Here is a 17,667-nt window from a genome sequence, read left to right on the forward strand (position 1 = left end):
ATTAAGTATAAGAAATGTTGCACAAAAAACCTCGGCAATTTTGCAGAGGTTTTCAAATGTGAATATGGGTCTCAGTAATGAGATAAATTTCGACTAGGGCTTTAATTTTATAAAGTCTTCACTATTCAGCTTCTTAGTGTAGTCGACTGATGGTTGTGCAAAGCCGTTTAGCTGCAAGAATTCATCTTTAAACCCTTGGTAATCACCTAGGGTTTGGAAGTTGTTTTCATCCATATTATCGAGCAACTTTGTCACATGGGCTTGCGTCTCTGGGTCTAGTTCCCAGTCGTCCATTCGTATCAACCGCTCACCATCAAGCGGTACTTTAGATTGACCATACAGCTTAGTGCTAAACAGGCGCTGCATTTGCTCGATACAGCCTTCATGCGTCTGTTTCTCTTTCATCACTTTGTACAACGCAAGCAAGTAGGGGCTTAAGCCTGGGATAAATACACTCGCTTTGGTCACCAATGCCTTACATACCGTCGCATAAGCATTGCCGCCAAAGTTAGCTAACTCTAGGTTAAGCGCATGGCTGGTTTGATGAAGATCGATTTTTGCGCGACCTAAAGTACCGTTTAGATAAATAGGATGTGTCACTTCAGGGCCGACGTAAGAAAAGGCAATAGTTTTACAACCAGGAGCGATAGATTCGGCATTGATGAGCTCATCTATCCAGCTTTCCCAGTCTTCACCGCCCATGACTTTGAGAGTACTTTCTTCTTCCTCAGCCGTTGCGGCTTCAAGGGTGTTAGTAACCCAGCTATCATTTTCAAGCGAGATGGTCGCGCCAGTAACGCTTTCGCCAATAGGTTTAATAGCAGAACGCCAAAACTCATCAGAATCAGGTTTAGGGCGAAGGCCAGCAGCCAAACTGTAAATAACCAGATCAACTTCACCTTCGAAGTAGGTTTCTATCGCTTCAACAACTTGAGCGCGTGTTTCTTTAGAGAAGGCATCACCTACGATATTAATAGCTGTGCGCTGTTCGCGTTCCGCTTCTTTTTTAAAGTAGATGTTGTTGTACCAACCAGCACTGCCAAGGGATTTCTCGTTGGGACCACGTTCGAATGAGACGCCAATGGTGTCGGCTTGTACACCACCAAAGGTTAGGGCGATACGAGCGGCAAGGCCGAAGCCTGAGGAAGCGCCGATGATTAAAACTCGCTTAGGGCCATCTTTGATTTGCGGCGCACTCTTAACGAATTTAATTTGTTGCTTAACGGCTTCTTGACAGCCAATAGGGTGAGCGCTTTTGGCTACCACACCCTTGATAACAGGTTCGATCAGCATAAATAGCCTTACAGTTAACGATGATATGCACTCAGGCTAACGTAAAGCTGTGTAAAATTTATTGAGCTAGACCATTAAACTTAAAGATACTGATATAATTCTTCGGCGACAAATTCAGCAATCCAAGGTTGAGCTTCTGGTTTTGGGTGTAGCCCATCGTTCATCATCCACTCAGGTTTTAGAATGATGTGCTCGAGGAAAAACGGCAACAGCGGCACATTTTGTTGATCAGCCAACGCTGCAAATACGTATTCAAACTGTTGGTTATAACGCTTGCCGTAATTAGGCGGAATTTTAATTTGCATCATGATTGGTTTGGCACCAGCTGCTTTAACTTGTTTGATAATTTGATCCAAGTTTGAAGACATCAGCTTAGGTGGGAAACCTCGAAGACCGTCGTTCGCACCCAGTTCGATGAGAACTGTATCTGGAGCATGATCTTCAAGCAATTGTGGCAAACGAGCTAAACCGTTACCTGTTGTATCACCAGAAATGCTGCCATTGACCACGATCACCGCTTTGTCGTGTTTCGCTAGAGCATCTGGTAACAAACTTGGCCAACTCTGTTTGATATCCATGTTGTAGCCAGCACTCAAGCTATCACCAAGTATGAGTAACTTAGACTCTTGGTTTGGCGCTGAGTCTTGAGCAAGAGAAGCGGTAGAAAATAATACAAAGAACAAAAAGGAAATTAGTCGAGTCATGCATACATCCATCATTAAAGCAGAAGCTGTTTCCAAGACAGTGTCTACTAATCAAGAACATTTAACAATCCTAGAGCATGTCGATATTGATATTCGTGAAGGTGAAACAGTCGCGATTGTCGGCACATCGGGAGCCGGTAAATCGACCTTGATGACATTACTTGCAGGGCTTGATGTTCCTACAAAGGGCGAAATTCACTTGCTAGGGCAACCGTTATCTCAGCTTGATGATGAAGCGAGAGCGAAAATCCGAAGCGAATCGGTTGGATTTGTTTTTCAGAGCTTTCTTTTGATTCCTAGTTTGTCTGCACTACAAAACGTAACCCTTCCATGTTTGCTGAAAGGCGAAGATGAAGATATAGAACGTGCAACAGCCTTACTCGAATCGGTTGGTCTTAAGGATAGGCTCGATCACTTGCCATCTCAACTATCGGGCGGCGAGCAACAACGTGTGGCATTAGCTCGTGCATTTATGATTAAGCCAAAGATTCTGTTTGCTGATGAACCAACGGGGAACTTAGACCAACAAACCGCAGCAAAAATCGTCGAGCTACTATTCGAGCTGAACTCTTCTCACGGCACCACACTGGTATTGGTGACACACGATCCTAAGCTTGCACAACGTTGTCAACGAACGCTTAAGATGCATGTCGGACAGATAGAGGAAGTCTAAATTGAATTCATCAAAAGGACTGAACAAACGACTGTTTTCATGGAGCATTGAAGAGATTCGACATGGTCAACTATGGCCGGTATCGATCGCTTTAACACTGATCATTGCCTGTGTTTTCGCGCTATCAGCATTGGCTGAGCGCATGGAGCAGGTCATCGTAAAACAGGGGAAAGATGCACTCACGGCTGACTGCGTGTTCATCTCAGCAAACCCAATCCCACAACCACTGTTAGACATCGCTCAACTAGAGCAACTAGAAAGCTCTCAGTTAACCCGTTTCTCAACCATGGCATTTAGCAACAACGCGATGCAGTTGGTGACAGTCAAAGCGGTGGAGAGTAACTACCCATTACGCGGTGAGATGGTTCTAGAAGGTGCAGACAATGCATCGAGCAATCACGTTGAGCCCGGTGAGCTGTGGCTCGACGAGCGTATTTTCGCACAGTTGGCAGTTGAAATAGGTGACAGCGTCACCATTGGAGATGCTGACCTAACCATTACAGGGCGAATCACTCAAGAACCGGGGCTAAGCTTTAACCCATTCCAACAGATGCCTGCGGTACTGATACATAATGATGACATCGACGCGACAGGGGCTATTCAACCGGGAAGCCGTGTAAGTTTCAGACTGTTCTTAAACGGTGATGATGCAAAACTGAAAGTAGCTCAAGACAGTGTCGAATTAACTCCAAGCGATCGTTGGCGTACGCAAGATTCAGCAAGTCGTACTAATGATATGTTTGAGAGCACCACTCAATACTTATCACTAACGGTCGCTATTGTCGTAATTATGGCGGCAACTACATTGGTATTGACGTGCCAACATTATGTTGCGAGCCGCCGCAAGACCATCGCCATGCTGAAGAGTTTGGGCGCAAGTAAACCATGGATCATTAAGTGGCTATCAGTACAAGTGTCACTACTAATCGTTATTGGTGCCGTTCTCGGGATCGCGATCGGGATCGGACTAGAGTTTCTTCTTCGTATTCCGCTTGGTGACTTATTGCCTTCTCCGCTTCCTAGCTATGGTATCGAACCTGCCATTCTTGCCATCGTATCGAGTATTCTAATCGGTATACCAGCACTTGGCATTCCATTGCTTGGACTAGTCAATACCTCGGCGATCAGTGTCATTCAATCAAATCACAAGGCACAAGATAGCTATAAGAAGTTCGCGTTGTTGTTAGTGCCTATCATCCCAATGGTGTTGATGTATGTCGATAACCTGTTGGTGTGGATTGTTCTTGTAGGAATCGTTGGCTTGTTCTTGATTCTCGCTTTGGTGAGCACTGTTGTCTTGCGACTGTTTAGTAAGTTGCCAACATCGACCTCAATGCGTTTGGCTATAAGCCGAATCAATCGCACACCGCTTGCGACGGGCATTCAATTTGGCTCTTTGGCACTATCATTGATGCTGTTGTCTATCATCTGGTTGGTAAGGAGTGATCTGTTGTCAGATTGGCAACAAACCTTGCCCGAGGATGCGCCGAATGCATTTGCGCTTAACATAGCCGGCTATGAGAAAGACAGTTACCTTGCAACCATCGATGAAAACCAAGTTGAACGCACGCAAGCATTCCCAATCATTCGTGGACGACTGACGACGATCAATGGTGTCGAAGCCTCTGAATACAGTGACACTTCAAAGCGTACCGATGCCCTCAGCCGTGAAATCAACTTCACTTGGGGCGATTCGCTACCAGAATATAACGAAGTACTTGAAGGCAGTTGGACGCAAGAGCAGGGCGTATCGGTTGAATCTGATGTTGCCGAGCAACTAGGTTTGAACATTGGCGACGAGCTTGTTTTTACAATCAACAGCCAAAATGTATCAGCTAAGGTCAATAGCATCCGAAAAGTGGAATGGCGTGAAATGAAGCCAAACTTTTACTTCATTTTCACCCCTGACGTACTGAGCTCAATACCTTCTACTTGGCTGGTTAGCTTTAGGCTAGAAGATCAACACAATTCCATGCTCAATGAACTCTCTCGGAACCATCCAACCGTGAGTTTGATGGATATCAGGGTGATGGGCAGCAAGATCCAAGAGCTTCTCAAACAGATTGTTTGGTCTATTACCGTGCTGGCTGCGCTTGGTGTAGTCGCTGGGCTATTACTTATTTTTACGCTGTTACGTCTTAGCTTATCTCAAAGACAACAAGAGATACGTTTGTATCGTACGCTAGGGGCAAGCAAGAAACGTATCCTCAACACCATATGGTGTGAATATGGATTAATGGCATTGGTTGCGGGCTCAATAGCAGCACTCGGTTCTGAAATGAGTGTGGCCGGTGTCATGAGTTTTGGATTCGAGTTAGAACCGTCACTACATCCAATGTTGTGGGTTTCTTTACCTGTACTCACTTTCATAACCCTTGCTGCTGTGGTTAACAGCTTAATCAAGCGTCTGTTGGCGCCTGTAAATAAGGATTTTGGATAGTTGAGATAGAAAACCTTAAATAGATTGTTGAAGCGGTCTGATTGTGAATTTTTATACCAAAGCAATAGCCAAGGATAGAAGCCACAGTTAGACCGCTTTTTATTTGACCAGCGAACGGCATAAATTAGGAATTGAGCGCCTTAAAATCGACATTTCTTAGCATTAAATGAAACCTAATGTGTATTTATGTCGATTTAATAAACAGAGGTTAGTCCCTGTAAACAAAGGGTTTGCGCAACTTAGCGAGAACGTTATCAACAGTTATCCACAAAAACGGTGGATAACTTTAGGGATAAGTTAACATCTTTGTTTTACAAGTACTGAGACAGCCTTTGTGTGGCGTCACTTAGGACAAATTTGACTGTTAGAATAACCTCGAAAACAGGATTCATAGTTATTGAGTCAAGAGATTATTTAAGTTTTTTACATAGATTCGAATATCAAGAATGCTAAGACCTTGATAAAAATGTGTTTTAATTCGTCCTCGAACAAAAGTAGAATAGCGTCAGTTAATCTTATTCTACAGAACACGATGAACCACAACAAAACGGATACAAATCAAGCTTCTATTGCCATTGTTGGTGGTGGTATAGCCGGAACAACAAGCGCTATTCACTTCAGTGAGTTGGGGTTTAAGGTCACAATCTTAGAAAAAGGGCCGAGTTTGGTTAATGGTCCACCGATTTGCCACCTACACGCTGGCGGCAATTTGTATCGAGATATTTCTGTAGAGCAGTGTCTTCAGTTACTTACTCAGTCTATTGATACTGTTCGTCTGTTTCCTCACACGATCAATATTCGTCCTACTGTCATTGCTGTACCACACAGTGATGGTGGGGACCCAATGGACTTACTTCCTCGCCTAAAAATAATCAAAGACGCTTATGCTGAGCTTGTTAGACAAGATAAAAGCAACCAAGTGCTTGGTGACCCCGAGGAATACTATAAGCTCTACAGCAAAGAAGAACTCATCGCACTTTCTAAGAAAACACAACCACTGAAACCGACATCACTTGATGAGTGGTGTATTCCTTTTGCGAAGCATACGGACTTAGACACGCTTAAATATCCTGTTGCTATGGTTCAAGAGTACGGTTGGAGTGTATTCCGACTGTCTGCGACCGCTCAGCTCTCTTTGGGACAACAAACTAACTGCACCGTGTTGACCAACAGCCGTTTACAGTCGGTTCAATCAACAGGGCAAGGTTGGTCTTTGACTTATACCGATGTTGATAACCAAAGCCGTAAAATAACCACTGATTATTTAATTAACGCCAGTGGCTTTGAGACCGGCATCGTGGATGACTTTGTTGGCTCGAAGCAGCAGCGACTCGTTGAGTTTAAAGCCGCTTACGTCACAGAGTGGGCATATTCCCAAGAATGCAAGGAAGAGTGGCCAGAGGTTATCTTTCACGGCCCAAGAGGCACACCGCAAGGCATGGCTCAATTAACGCCATACGCAGACGGTGTATTCCAGCTTCACGGAATGACGGAAGGGATCACGCTGTTTGAAGGTGGGTTAGTTTCATCTTCGACAGACTCTTCTCAACCGCAGTTACCATCAAAACTGCTCAAGAAGATCGTATCTGGTTGGAGTGAAGAACAGCTCGAACTCAGAACACGTGCGGCAATTACGCATATGTCACAGTTCATTCCGAGCTTTAGTTCTGCTCAAGTTGGCGGAAAACCTCTGTTCGGCGCTCAACAAATTCCAGGCACAGACCCAAGCCTAAGAGCCTCAGATGTCTCTTTCTGTGGTGAACGCTATGCAAGGCTCGAAGTAGTAAAGGCGTCTTCAACATTAGAAGCTGCGCAGAAGGTGGCTCAACACTGGTTCAATATTCCAGAGTCTGACTCGATTGAAGAGACACATTCAGTGACAATGTCACTTGAGTTAAACGATATTGAAAACAAAGCGATAGGGTTAACCCAAGAACGTGGGTACCCAAATGCGCTGGCGAAAGTTTCAGGCCAAGACCACCACTAAAACGAATAATCGGCTTACTTAGGTAAGCCGATTTTTTATTCTTTAACAGGCATAATTATCAACGGTAGCTGAAAGCTCAGCATCAATAGCCGAAGAACCTTGCCCACTGACACCACACGTCTTGCAACCCCAAACGGTCACCCTTACTAAATGAAATCTTATGCCCAGGCTTTGCTTGCGCTAAACGTGGCAAGTCAATTCTTGCGACACACCCAATCTTTGGATAACCGCCAATGGTCTGCCTATCATTGAGCAGAACAATAGGTTGCCCATCTTGTGGTACCTGAATGGCACCTAGCGCAATGCCTTCGGATAACAGTGATATATCTGGAGAGTGCACCGATTCACCACTAAGACGATAACCCATACGGTTCGAGTTTTGGTCCACGATATAGGGTGAGTTGTAAAACGTCTCCTTAGCTGACTCTGCGAATAGTTCGCTCTGGTAGCTCTCAATGACTCTTAAATTAACAGGCAAGTTGTAATCGGGTGTATACCGGAAAGTGACACTAATAGGCTTAAAGTGCTTGGGGAGAGCTTGCTTAGTGAAAATTAATTGGTCTCCAACTTGGCAAGGCTCACCATCTTGAGTTAATCCACCTATTTTTTCACGCGTTATTGTTGCAATGCTATTAAGGACTCCAGGAACATCAAAGCCCCCTTTAATTGCGAGATAAGCTCTTAATCCATTCTTCGGTAAGCCAAACGAAAGCATTTGCCCTTTAAACGCTTGAAATGTACTCCAGTTGGGTAAAGGTTTGCCATCCAAAGTTGCCTGTAAGTCACCACCGCAAATCGCCATCTCACAATCATCATTGACTTGCAGAGTACACTGACCAAGAGTGATTTCTAGCGCCGCTTGATTGATGGGGTTGGCTAATAAGTGATTTGCCCAACTATAAGAGTAATCGTCTACGGGGCCCCCTTGTGTTAAACCAAGGTGAGAAACGCCAAAACGTCCAAAGTCTTGAATTATACTTAGAGGCCCCGGTTTCACGATGGTTAGGCTCGCTTTATTGACTGATTTAACCATGGCCTACATCTCCTCCAAGCTCGGCAAACTCTTGTTTTGATATTGCTTTGAAGCGCACAGAATCACCCACATTCAGAAGATAAAGTTGGTCGTGCATTTGGTTAGCCTGAGTCAACTGAGCGTGATCAAACAACGAAATAGGGCAATTACCGATGATATTCCATCCTCCCGGGGAATCAGACGGATAAACCGCAGTCTTTGAATCTGCAATTGCGATACTTCCCTTCGGGACATTGAGCCGTGGAGTAAAGTGACGCGGCAGAACTAAAGGCTCAACCACGTCTGACATAAAGGCAAAGCCAGGGATAAAGCCAATAGCGCTTACACTGTAGGTCTGAGAAGTGTGATAGTGAATGATATCGTCTAGCGACAAACCTTTGGCCTGATATCTATCTAAATCAAGAGCTGTTTCGTTTGAGTAATAGGCTGGCAACTCGATAATGTTGCGAGTGTCACTCTCACTTGAATATGTCGCCATTGCCTCGGTCAGTATCGACTTGAGTTGAGAAATAAAGTGCTCTTCAGAGACTCGGTAAGGCAAATAGTCAACCAATATAGTGTTGTACGCCGGAGTGACATTCATCAATACTGTGGCTAAGCTCTGGCGAATAGCATCTGAAAAGTGCGCCATGTATTGTGCATAATTCCCGCTAGAACCTGCGGCTAGTGGCTGTAGCGTAACAAGCACACTGCACTCAGCAACAGGCTCGACATTAAGTTTTATCTCGTTTTTCGTCATTTGCTTTCCATACGTTTTATTCCAACTTCCATGTTCATGTGTCGTGAGTGTTTCCTCTGTTCTTGTGCAAGGAACAGATGGCATTCATTGCGCCACTATTAATTAAACGCGTTGAGATCTTGTCGGATTTTTCTAATGAGCGCGATGGATTGCGGATTGTCGCCATGAACACAGATGGTGTCAGCTTCGATAGGTAGCCTTTCACCTTCAATGGTCGTGACTGAACCGTAGTTAACGATCTGCATCACTTGGTTGTAGATATCGTCTTGGTTCACATACACCGAGCCTTTTTGCGAACGTGGCGCAAGTTGACCACTGTTTAAATATGCTCGATCAGCGAATGCTTCGAACAAAAGGGGCAAGTCGTGATCATCAGCGATGTCTAAGTATTGTTGGTTGTCAGAGGAAGAGAGGATCATAAGAGGGATATTAAATTCCGCTACTGCTTGCGCTACGGCATTAAAAACATCTGTATTTGCCATCATATCGTTATAAAGCGCACCGTGAGGTTTTACATAGCCGACACTTGTATGGTGATAACGGCACAGGGCTTGTAATGCACCGATTTGATAGCAAACGAGTTCACTGATTTCGTCCATACTGTGAGGAATTGATCTGCGACCAAACCCAACGAGGTCCTGGTAACCAGGATGAGCACCAATTTGAGTATGATAGTACTGGGCCAGTTTGATAGTCTTTGACATCACGTGGGGATCAGACGCATGAAAACCACAGGCGATATTTGCCATATCAATCCATTCCATAACCGATTCATCATCGCCCATCTTCCAGTTGCCGAAACTTTCTCCCATGTCGCAATTAAGCAAAATCTTCGTTGTCACGTGGTGCTAATCCTTTACGTTAAAGCTATTAATGAAGGTCTTATAAAAGCCATAAATAAACCGTGATCTATTTCAAATTTTCGATACCAAAAAATTAATATCAAAATGTTGGATTATGTTCGCTTAAAGTATGGTAATGCAGTTAATTAAGATTAAATAGTGTGCTTTAGCACTCTCTTATGCCAAGGTTCAGACTCCAGATATTACTGAGTTGTCATTCAGCAAATTCAAGTAAGAACTATACCAAACCAGAGAGGGTAGTTGTTGCGACTTTGTCTTACCATTAAATAGGTTGATTATTGGTAATTTAGTACACTGGATATTTAGAGAACTAAGACACAAGTGCAGAACGCAAATAGCATTCACTCATATTGACACGAGTCTGAGAATTCATTTATTCGATGATTCGAAACAAAAGGCGATGTGATCTATCAAGTAAGATTCAACGGAAAGGGCAGATCGTATTATTGAATGATGCATGGTTACAGAGTAGGCTGTGAAATTTCACTAAATCACTGTATCATATATATTATTATTAAAACCACAATAAAAGGTACACTAAAATGAATGTTTTAGTTACAGGTGGCATGGGTTACATCGGTAGCCACACAAGTATCCAGATGATTAACGCAGGCATGACGCCTGTCCTTTTTGATAACTTATACAACAGTAAACCAAGCGTTTTAGAGCGTATCGAGAAGGTATCTGGTGTTCGCCCAGTGTTCGTTGAAGGTGACATTCGCAATAAAGCGCTATTAGCGGAAACAATGAAACAACACAACATCGAAGCAGTTATCCACTTTGCTGGCTTGAAAGCGGTAGGTGAGTCTGTAGAGAAGCCTCTTGAATACTATGATAACAATGTTAACGGCACGTTAGTTCTTGTGGATGCTATGCGCGAAGCCAATGTTAAAACGTTAGTCTTCAGCTCATCAGCAACCGTGTACGGTGATCCTGCAACTGTGCCTATTACTGAAGACTTCCCGACTAGCGCAACCAACCCTTATGGTCGCAGTAAATTAATGGTTGAAGAGTGTCTAACGGATTTCCAAAAAGCAAATCCAGACTGGAGCATCACGTTACTTCGTTACTTTAACCCAGTAGGTTCACACCCAAGTGGCGAACTAGGTGAAGATCCACAAGGCATTCCAAACAACTTAATGCCGTTTGTTTCTCAAGTTGCCGTTGGCCGACGCGAGTTCTTGTCTGTATTTGGCAGCGACTACCCAACGAAAGATGGTACCGGTGTTCGTGATTACATCCACGTTATGGATCTGTCTGACGGCCACATCGCGGCACTTGAGAAAGTAGGGCGCAAAGATGGTCTTCACATCTACAACCTTGGTACAGGTAACGGTTCTAGTGTTTTAGACATGGTTAAGGCGTTTGAAAAAGCAAGTGGTAAGGAAATCCCTTATAAACTTGTTGAGCGACGCGTAGGTGACATCGCAGAATGCTGGGCAGATCCTGCTAAAGCTCAGAAAGAACTTGGTTGGAACGCGACACGTACACTGACAGAAATGACCGAAGATACGTGGCGCTGGCAGTCCACAAACCCTAATGGTTTCCCAGGCTAATATAGTTGTTTCATGAATGGTTAACTTATAAAAAGATGCTCTAGGGCATCTTTTTTGATCTAAATCGAATAAAAAGTAAATTAGTGGTTAAAAAGTATCATTCTGTATTCATTGTGTTACTATGCACGCGAATTATATGTTTAATGTTAATTTTCTTTGGAGTTAATCATGGAACTAGGCCTGATCATCACTTTCATCGTTGCTGCAGCAGTAATGGTTAAGAAAGAAATGGCAGAGAAGTAATTTCACTTTATTCCTTTTTGATACAATTTTTAGTGAAATTGAAAAAGCCAGCTTATAGCTGGCTTTTTAGTTTCTGCAGTTCAAGCTTGTAGCGAATTAGAATTCGTATTTAGCTGTAATAGACCAGTTACGACCAGCTTGTGTGTAGTCCTTATCTTCTTGTGAGAATCCACGAACGTCATTCCACGAGTAGTATTCTTCATCCGTAACATTGAAAAGACCAGCTCTAAGCGTAAGATCCTTCATCGGCAAGTAGTATGCAGTTAGGTCGACCACTGTTGCTGAATCAGTTGGTAAAATTTCATCGGACAAACCAACACTATTGATATCACTAGACTTCTTACCAGCAGTGTAACTAATGTTCAGTGATGTACCCCAAATTGCTGAAGGAGCATCATAGTTAAATCCAACTACTGCGTTCCAAGGGTTCACACTGTTAAGAGGATTGCCCTCACCATCTTCACCTTCTGTGTACGTAGCTGCAACACGAGTACTCACGCCTTGAACAGGTATAAAGCTGTTCCAAGATAACGTGTTTGAAGCCTCGATACCTTTGATCACAGCTTCATCAATATTAACGTTCTTATATATTGTTGGATCCATAGGAGTAGCTGAGCCGCTAACTGCTACGTTATCAATAAAGTTATCATAATCGCTATAGAAGATAGCAATTTCGCTTGATGAATAATTTGTATTATGACGCCAACCTAGCTCGTATGAAATACTTTCTTCAGCTTCTAAGTCTGGGTTAGGGGCATTTAGATAGCCATGCGCTGGGTTACCAAATGAATAGTATAGCTCTTGGAAATCTGGAGCTCTAAAGCCTTGGCTAATTTGACCAAAGATTTTGTTCTGATCATTTAGAGTATAAGTTGTGCCCAAACGTCCAGTTACTGCTGAATCAGAGTATTTTGCATAGTCTTCTGCAGGGTTACCACTTGGGTTTTGGCTTGTATCACCAGGATCTGTCTCAAAGCCATCGAAACGAACGCCTGGAGTAATCATCCAATTTCCGATCGTCATTTCATTTTGTGCAAAGAATCCGTACTTTCTTTCAGATGCAGCAGGGATATAGAAAATAACTTGGTCTGTACTGATAGAGTTATATTCATTATTAACGTTTTTAATGTCTTTGTCAGAATAAGAAGCGCCATAAATAAAGTAGTTTTCTACATTACCCGTCATGAAGAACTTATCGAATTGGACGTCAAACTGATAACCTTCATCTTCATAGATATAGTCTTTTTTCTGAACATTACCTGCAGGTGGCAAGAACATGCTACCGCCGTTAGATGTACGATTAGTTACACCATTCTCTTCTTTACTCAACCAGTCGGCCTGCCAAGTAACGCGATCAGCAAACGCTAGGTTAGCATCCCAAATATGTTTAATACCAATTTGCTGTTGACTAGTTGAGTCTTCGCCAGTGTAGTCTGTATAACTTGCACTATTTAAATCGGTATCACCAGAATTCTCAATGAAGTTACCGGAGAACTCTAAACGGTGTTGCTCGTTCAATTGATACTGAAGCTTAACTAACAAATTATTGTTCTGAGTTTCTTGCTCGTCAGGGGTACCGAAGTTGTCAATTTCTTCACCATCTCTGCGAGTATAAGCAACTAAAGTTTCAAGATTGCCAATACGATTAGCTAACGCAACAGACTCACTAAATGTGTTATCAGAAGAAGAGTAGTTGAATTTAGCATGACCACCGAAATCTCTACCTTTCAAGAAGTCACTTGGATCTTTTGTTTCGAAAGCAGCGATACCACCAATTGCATCAGAACCGTACAAAGAAGAGGCCGCACCTTTAACAATTTCTACAGACTTCAACATATCCGTATCAACATCAATACGAGAAGAGTTGATGAAGTTATATGACTGAGTACCACTTGGAGTGAATTGGTTAGTTTGTGAGACGCCATCAACGATAACCTTAACTCGATTACCTTCCATGCCTCTGATATTAATACCTTGAATCCCTTGACGAGAATTCGTAGTTACCGTGACTCCTGGCGTGTACTTAAATAAGTCTTCTACATCCGTTACCATGTTTTTTTCGATATCTTTATCGTTAATCACAGTTACCGACGCAGCAACATCTTCAAGTTGTTGATTCGTACGAGTCGAAGATACAACAACCTCGTCAAATAGGGCATAATCTTCAGCTAAGGCTGAGGTTGATGAAAGCGCTAAAACGATTGAAGCAGAGAGTAGGGATTGCTTATACATCTGATAGTTACCTTAATTCCATAGTATTATCTTGATTTCGCGAAAGATAATATTGGATCTAAATGATAATTACTATTATTTGCATTTCAGTTTATTTGTGTTTTTGTCATTAAAAGCTCACTTAAACCGTATAACTCATTGTATTAAAAGACCTTTAATGGTTCCATTTGTCTGGTGAATGCTTCCATTTTTGTGATTAACCTCTCATTTATAAAGTAGGAAACTGATGCATAGCCCAATAACACTTGAAGCGTTACACATCCTAGATGCCATCGATAGACGTGGAAGTTTCGCTGCTGCGGCCAATGAAATGGACCGCGCGCCTTCATCACTCAGCTACCAAATTCAAAAGCTTGAACAAGATTTAGATATCATGATTTTTGACCGCTCTGGCCATCGAGCAAACTTTACAGAGGCAGGTCAGTTGATACTTGAACAAGGTAGGGTGATCCTTGGTGCGACAGAAAGGCTCGTCAACGAAGCCAGCATTCTAGCTAATGGATGGGAATTGGATTTAACCATCGCTTTTGATGGCATTATCCCAATTGCTAATTTCTTCCCACTTGTTGATGAACTAGGAAAAATCAGTAAAACGCGTGTTCGTTTACAAGAGGAGATCTTAGCGGGGTGTTGGGAATCATTGTCAGATGGTCGCGCCGATCTTCTTGTTTGCCCGAAAGTCGACACAATCCCTAATGACCTAAAAAGTGACGTAATTGGTAAAATGGAAATGGTGTGGGTAGCAGCATCCAATCATTATGTTCACAAGCGTTCTGGCGATTTTGACCAAAAGGCTAGGGAAAGTTACAGGGTGATTGCGATCGCAGATACGGCACGTGATCAGCCAGCATTAAGCATTAATATATTAGAGAAGCAGCCGCGTTTAACGGTGACGAGCTTTCCGGCAAAAGTCGAAGCATTAACCAGCGGGTTAGGTATTGGTACATTACCTTGTAGTGTTGCTAATCCACTAATTGAATCTGGTGTTTTAAAGCAAATCGCAGGTACTGAACCCCAGCCAATTGACATCGTTATGGCTTGGCGACGCAATAAAATGGGTGACGCCAAATCATGGTGTATCCAACACCTTAAAAAAACATGGTCACTCAAGTAACGGAAGCACCATATCTGCTGTGCCGTCTTCAAAACAGATATCTAGCTTGAAACCAAGTTTTTGAGCTAGTGTTAGCATTCCTCTATTAGTTGGCATCGTCATTCCCGACATCTGTTTAGTCTGCTTGGCACGGCAGTAATCAATAACCTTAGTCATCAGAATTCGACCTAAGCCAACGCCCTTAAGATCAGAGCGAATCAATATCGCGAATTCGGCATCCGTATTCTCTGGGTTAATCAGAGCCCGAGACACGCCAATAATGGCTGGTACGCCTTGTTCTTCACGCACAACAACAAAAGCAATCTCTCTATCAAAATCAATCTGAGTAAAGTTAGCTAACGCTTCATGATTGAATTCACCCACATCACTAAAGAAGCGCTTGTAGAGATCCTCTTTAGAAACTCGATTAATGAAGTCGGCATGAAGTGGTTCATCTTCAGGAAGAATAGGGCGTAGCAACACTTCTGTGCCATCTTTTAACTGGATACGTTCTTCAAGCTCCACAGGGTAAGGACGAATCGCTAGTCTTTCCTGCGGATCTCCCTCGTATGCTCTCAATATGATATCGGCATCCAATATCGTGAACTTGTCGCCATTCGCAAGTACTGGATGTATATCCAAGTCATGTACTTCGGGGCAGTCAACCACCATTTGAGAAATACGAACCAGCAACTCCGACAAGCCTTCTATGTCGATAGGGTTAGGCAGCTTTTGTAGGCGAATCTTGCCGCTCTTTATCGCTCGAATGATCAAGTAACGAGCCAGCGTCATGTTAAGCGGAGGGAAAGCAGCTGCCGCATCAATCGACTCATCCCATTCGGAACCGCCTTGACCGAGTAGAATAATAGGGCCGAACGTTTCATCGGTTGTAACTTTCACGCGAAGCTCTTGTCCGCCAGCCAGTTTCGCCATACCTTGAACTAACAGACCATGAATATGCGCTGTTGGGAATGATAACTGAGAGCGATCCAAAATCGCTTGTGCCGCATTCGCGACCTCACTACTGTTTCTTAAATTGAGCATCACACCTTGAACGTCAGACTTGTGCGCAATGTCTGGTGAACGGAGTTTAACTGCGACAGGGTATCCAATGGTTTCTGCAATATGCACCGCTTCACTGGGGTCAGAAGCGATCCAAGTAGGTAACACATCTAGATTAAAGTGTTTGAAAAACTGACTGTTTTGATGGGTATCAAGACTAACTGTGTCTTTATCCAGTAGTTGGCGTTCTATCCAATTTCTGGCATCCGCTAAGTCCTCAATATGAACTTTCTCAGCCGTGGTTGGCGTCTCCATAAGCTGACGTTGGTTACGTCGGTACTCGACCAAGTGCATGAATGCGACTACTGAGCTTTCTGGCGTTCGATAGGTTGGAATACCAGCCTCTGTGAACAACTTTCTAGCAGGCCTTGCCGTCAGTTCGCCAGACCAATTGGTAAGAATATTAAATCGCTTGTGGCGAGGATGCTTTTTAATCGCATCAATGATGCGCTCTGCGGTTTGAGCAGAATGCGCGATGGCTGAAGGGCTATGCATGATGAGAATGGCATCCGCTTCGTCACCATCAAGTAGTGTGTTGATAGTATCGATATAACGCTGATCACCCGCATCACCAACAATGTCGATAGGATTGCTATGCGACCAACTTGAAGGTAACACCTTGTTGAGTTTATCGAGCGTGTCTTCCGATAACTCAGCGAGTTTGCCGCCACGTTCGAATAACGTATCAACAGCCATAATCGCAGGGCCACCACCATTCGTGACAATCGCCAGTCGCTCTCCACGTAATGGGACCGAGTGAGTTAAAGTTTCTACGGCAGCAAACAGTTCGTGCAGGTTCTTAACTCGCAGCATGCCACTACGACGAATAGCCGAATCGTAAATAATATCGAGCGTATCTGCACCACCAGTATGTGCCATTGCTGCTGCTCGGCCTTTGGCAGTTCGGCCACCTTTTAATACTAGTATTCTCCGGTTACGTGAAGCTGCTCGGGCAGCCGAAATGAAACGCCTTGCGTCTTTAATGCTATCTACATAAAGCAATATCGCTTCAGTGTGAGAGTCGGTACTTAGGTAATCCAACAGTTCAGAAAACTCGATATCCGTACCGTTACCGATTGAGATAAATGCAGAGAAACCGATCTCTTTGTCATTAGCCCAATCAAGTATCGTGGTGCACACCGCGGCAGATTGAGAAACAAACGCAATCTTGCCGGGCAGTGCGGTAACAGGAGAGAAGGATGCATTGAGATTAAGCCAAGGGATAATCACCCCTAAGCTGTTTGAACCAAGCATCCTTATATTGTGCTTTTTCGCAATCGCTAGGCATCTTGAATCGTATGTTTCACCGTTATCACTCGGCTGTTGCATGTCTGAAGATAGAACAATGACAGACGCAATGCCTTTCTCCGCTAACTCCTCAAAGATAGCTATATTGCGAGACGCGTTGGTACAAAGAATCGCAAGATCAGGGACGATCGGGAGCGACAAAATGTTTTTGTATGAAAGTACACCCGCCACAGAATCGTATTTGGGCGTAACTGGCATTACCGCCCCCTTAAAATCCCCATGCAACAGATTATTCATAACAATGTAGCCTGCTCGGTTTTCTCGCTGAGAAGCACCAACAACAGCAATCGAACGGGGTTTCAGTAGGGGATCAAGATGATTCATAGACATATCCTAGCAATGCACGTAAGTTCATCGTAACTTACTTTTCGATGACAGGTTGATGGCAAATTCACCGAATTAAGATGAATAAGCAAACACTGCATTAAGTTTGTGAAATAG

General features: G+C 43.5%; 12 protein-coding genes. 5 read left to right on the top strand and 7 right to left on the bottom strand.

Going from position 1 to position 17,667, the window contains the following annotated elements; translation table 11 throughout:
• Positions 1-93: 93 nt before the first annotated feature.
• Both fabV and BTO10_RS02550 read right to left on the bottom strand, forming a co-directional pair.
• Positions 94-1,293 carry an enoyl-ACP reductase FabV gene (gene fabV / locus BTO10_RS02545; protein ID WP_105023462.1) on the bottom strand — a complete coding sequence of 400 codons (1,200 nt, stop codon included), beginning with the start codon at positions 1,291-1,293 and terminating at the stop codon, positions 94-96.
• A gap of 80 nt (positions 1,294-1,373) precedes the next feature.
• On the bottom strand, positions 1,374-1,997 hold the full coding sequence (locus tag BTO10_RS02550) for an arylesterase (RefSeq protein ID WP_105023463.1): 624 nt from the start codon (positions 1,995-1,997) through the stop codon (positions 1,374-1,376).
• Here BTO10_RS02550 and BTO10_RS02555 point away from each other — a divergent pair.
• The 3 genes from BTO10_RS02555 to BTO10_RS02565 all read left to right on the top strand — a co-directional run bounded on the left by BTO10_RS02555 (position 1,996) and on the right by BTO10_RS02565 (position 7,097).
• Positions 1,996-2,670 (top strand): ABC transporter ATP-binding protein, encoded by a 675-nt coding sequence (locus BTO10_RS02555; protein WP_004738017.1) that lies wholly within the window; start codon positions 1,996-1,998, stop codon positions 2,668-2,670. The two genes, BTO10_RS02550 and BTO10_RS02555, sit on opposite strands and share 2 nt — an antisense overlap.
• A 1-nt stretch (position 2,671) precedes the next feature.
• Entirely contained in the window at positions 2,672-5,110 is a 2,439-nt protein-coding gene (locus tag BTO10_RS02560; protein ID WP_105023464.1) for an ABC transporter permease, read from the top strand.
• 532 nt (positions 5,111-5,642) lie between these two features.
• A complete protein-coding gene (locus BTO10_RS02565) occupies positions 5,643-7,097 on the top strand; it encodes an FAD-dependent oxidoreductase (RefSeq protein ID WP_105023465.1) in 1,455 nt (484 codons plus the stop codon).
• A gap of 82 nt (positions 7,098-7,179) precedes the next feature.
• Here BTO10_RS02565 and BTO10_RS02570 read toward each other — a convergent pair whose 3' ends face one another.
• From BTO10_RS02570 to BTO10_RS02580, 3 genes are all read right to left on the bottom strand, one after another.
• On the bottom strand, positions 7,180-8,130 hold the full coding sequence (locus tag BTO10_RS02570) for a 5-oxoprolinase subunit C family protein (RefSeq protein ID WP_105023466.1): 951 nt from the start codon (positions 8,128-8,130) through the stop codon (positions 7,180-7,182).
• Positions 8,123-8,869 carry a 5-oxoprolinase subunit B family protein gene (locus BTO10_RS02575; protein WP_105023467.1) on the bottom strand — a complete coding sequence of 249 codons (747 nt, stop codon included), beginning with the start codon at positions 8,867-8,869 and terminating at the stop codon, positions 8,123-8,125. The genes BTO10_RS02570 and BTO10_RS02575 overlap by 8 nt, the downstream gene beginning before the upstream one ends.
• Before the next feature lie 98 nt (positions 8,870-8,967).
• The gene (locus BTO10_RS02580) at positions 8,968-9,711 is read right to left on the bottom strand and encodes a 5-oxoprolinase subunit PxpA (RefSeq protein ID WP_105023468.1); all 744 of its coding nucleotides are present in this window, start codon (positions 9,709-9,711) and stop codon (positions 8,968-8,970) included.
• Positions 9,712-10,274: 563 nt separating this feature from the next.
• On the opposite strand from BTO10_RS02580, the gene galE reads away from it, so the two are divergent.
• A complete protein-coding gene (gene galE / locus BTO10_RS02585; RefSeq protein ID WP_105023469.1) occupies positions 10,275-11,288 on the top strand; it encodes a UDP-glucose 4-epimerase GalE in 1,014 nt (337 codons plus the stop codon).
• Between the two features lie 339 nt (positions 11,289-11,627).
• Here galE and BTO10_RS02590 read toward each other — a convergent pair whose 3' ends face one another.
• Positions 11,628-13,763, bottom strand: coding sequence for a TonB-dependent hemoglobin/transferrin/lactoferrin family receptor (locus BTO10_RS02590; RefSeq protein WP_105023470.1), 2,136 nt, complete (start codon positions 13,761-13,763; stop codon positions 11,628-11,630).
• A gap of 226 nt (positions 13,764-13,989) precedes the next feature.
• Between BTO10_RS02590 and BTO10_RS02595 the strand changes: the two genes are divergently transcribed.
• A complete protein-coding gene (locus tag BTO10_RS02595) occupies positions 13,990-14,877 on the top strand; it encodes a LysR family transcriptional regulator (RefSeq protein ID WP_105023471.1) in 888 nt (295 codons plus the stop codon).
• Here BTO10_RS02595 and BTO10_RS02600 read toward each other — a convergent pair.
• Entirely contained in the window at positions 14,866-17,550 is a 2,685-nt protein-coding gene (locus tag BTO10_RS02600) for a bifunctional acetate--CoA ligase family protein/GNAT family N-acetyltransferase (RefSeq protein WP_105023472.1), read from the bottom strand. The genes BTO10_RS02595 and BTO10_RS02600 overlap by 12 nt on opposite strands.
• Between the last annotated feature and the right edge of the window lie 117 nt (positions 17,551-17,667).

This window comes from Vibrio chagasii (genome assembly GCF_002954585.1).
Classification (GTDB): domain Bacteria; phylum Pseudomonadota; class Gammaproteobacteria; order Enterobacterales; family Vibrionaceae; genus Vibrio; species Vibrio chagasii_A.

Bases quoted from the DNA above. Each gene is read 5' to 3' on its own strand.
- fabV (WP_105023462.1), bottom strand. From the start codon at position 1,293: ATGCTGATCGAACCTGTTATCAAGGGTGTGGTAGCCAAAAGCGCTCAC.
- BTO10_RS02555 (WP_004738017.1), top strand. From the start codon at position 1,996: ATGCATACATCCATCATTAAAGCAGAAGCTGTTTCCAAGACAGTGTCT.
- BTO10_RS02550 (WP_105023463.1), bottom strand. From the start codon at position 1,997: ATGACTCGACTAATTTCCTTTTTGTTCTTTGTATTATTTTCTACCGCT.
- BTO10_RS02565 (WP_105023465.1), top strand. From the start codon at position 5,643: ATGAACCACAACAAAACGGATACAAATCAAGCTTCTATTGCCATTGTT.
- BTO10_RS02570 (WP_105023466.1), bottom strand. From the start codon at position 8,130: ATGGTTAAATCAGTCAATAAAGCGAGCCTAACCATCGTGAAACCGGGG.
- BTO10_RS02575 (WP_105023467.1), bottom strand. From the start codon at position 8,869: ATGACGAAAAACGAGATAAAACTTAATGTCGAGCCTGTTGCTGAGTGC.
- galE (WP_105023469.1), top strand. From the start codon at position 10,275: ATGAATGTTTTAGTTACAGGTGGCATGGGTTACATCGGTAGCCACACA.
- BTO10_RS02590 (WP_105023470.1), bottom strand. From the start codon at position 13,763: ATGTATAAGCAATCCCTACTCTCTGCTTCAATCGTTTTAGCGCTTTCA.
- BTO10_RS02595 (WP_105023471.1), top strand. From the start codon at position 13,990: ATGCATAGCCCAATAACACTTGAAGCGTTACACATCCTAGATGCCATC.
- BTO10_RS02600 (WP_105023472.1), bottom strand. From the start codon at position 17,550: ATGAATCATCTTGATCCCCTACTGAAACCCCGTTCGATTGCTGTTGTT.